The organism is Acidovorax sp. KPB24-03, assembly GCF_057546605.1.
Genome location: NZ_BAAJYR010000754.1, coordinates 1 through 1001 on the forward strand (window position 1 = coordinate 1; position 1001 = coordinate 1001).

Genomic DNA, 1001 nt, shown 5'->3' on the forward strand with positions numbered 1-1001 from the left:
CAGCCGCCCGTGACGGGCGGAAAGAACGCCACTTCCGCCCCATCGGCCAGCGCCGCGGATTCGTCGCTCAGCGTCTGGTCGAGCGCCATGCGCACCGCGCGGCCGCGGCCCAGGCTGTGCGCCCAGGGCCCGCCGCGCGCGATCAGTTCGTCGCGCAGCGCGCCCAGCGTGGCCGCCTGCGTGGCCAGGCGTTCGCTGCCCTGCCCCACGGCCTCGCGGATCGCGGCGAAGTAGCGCACGGTGACGGTGCGGCTCATGACTGCAGCTCCGCCCAGGGAATGAAGCGCACGGTATCGCCCCGCGCGATGGTCTGGCCGGCCGGGGTGTCCACCACGCCGTCGCCCCAGGCGACCGACGTGAGCACGCCCGAGCCCTGGTGGGGAAACAGGTCCAGCCCGCCCGCCGCATTGCGCCGCACGCGCAGGAACTCGCGGCGCCGGTCCGCGCGCGGCCAGTCGAAGTCGGCCGTGGCCGCCACGCTCTGCGGGGCGACGGCCTGCACGCCCTGCAGCCGCAGCAGGAACGGGCGCACCAGCAGCGCGAAGGTCATGAAGCTCGACACCGGATTGCCCGGCAGCCCCATGAAGTGCGCCGCGCCGATGCGGCCATGGGCGAAGGGTTTGCCGGGCTTCATGGCGATCTGCCACAGGTCCAGCCGGCCCAGGGCCTCGACGGCGGGCTTGACGTAGTCTTCGTCGCCCACCGACACGCCGCCGCTGGTCAGGATCAGGTCGTGCTCCAGGCTGGCGCCACGCAGCGCCTCCAGCGTGGCCTCGCGCCGGTCCGGCACGATGCCCAGGTCGGTCACCGCGCAGCCCAGGCGGCGCAGCAGCCCCCGCAGGAAGAACCGGTTGCTGTTGTAGATGGCGCCGGGCGGCATGCGGGCCGGGTCCACCTCGCCGGGCATGACGAGTTCGTCGCCGGTCGAAAACAGCGCCACGCGCGGGCGCCGCGCCACGGTGAGCCGCGCCAGGCCCGATGCCTCGCGGCCAGCCCCAGCG

General features: G+C 74.5%; 2 protein-coding genes. Both read right to left on the reverse strand.

All coding sequences use genetic code 11. The features are described from left to right. A partial coding sequence (gene moaD, locus AC27KI_RS25750; protein WP_272551613.1) for a molybdopterin converting factor subunit 1 occupies positions 1 to 257 on the reverse strand: 257 nt, incomplete at its 3' end. Then, the coding region (locus AC27KI_RS25755) for a molybdopterin molybdotransferase MoeA (protein ID WP_487116663.1) at positions 254 to 1001 on the reverse strand (748 nt) is incomplete at its 5' end. The genes AC27KI_RS25755 and moaD, both read right to left, overlap by 4 nt.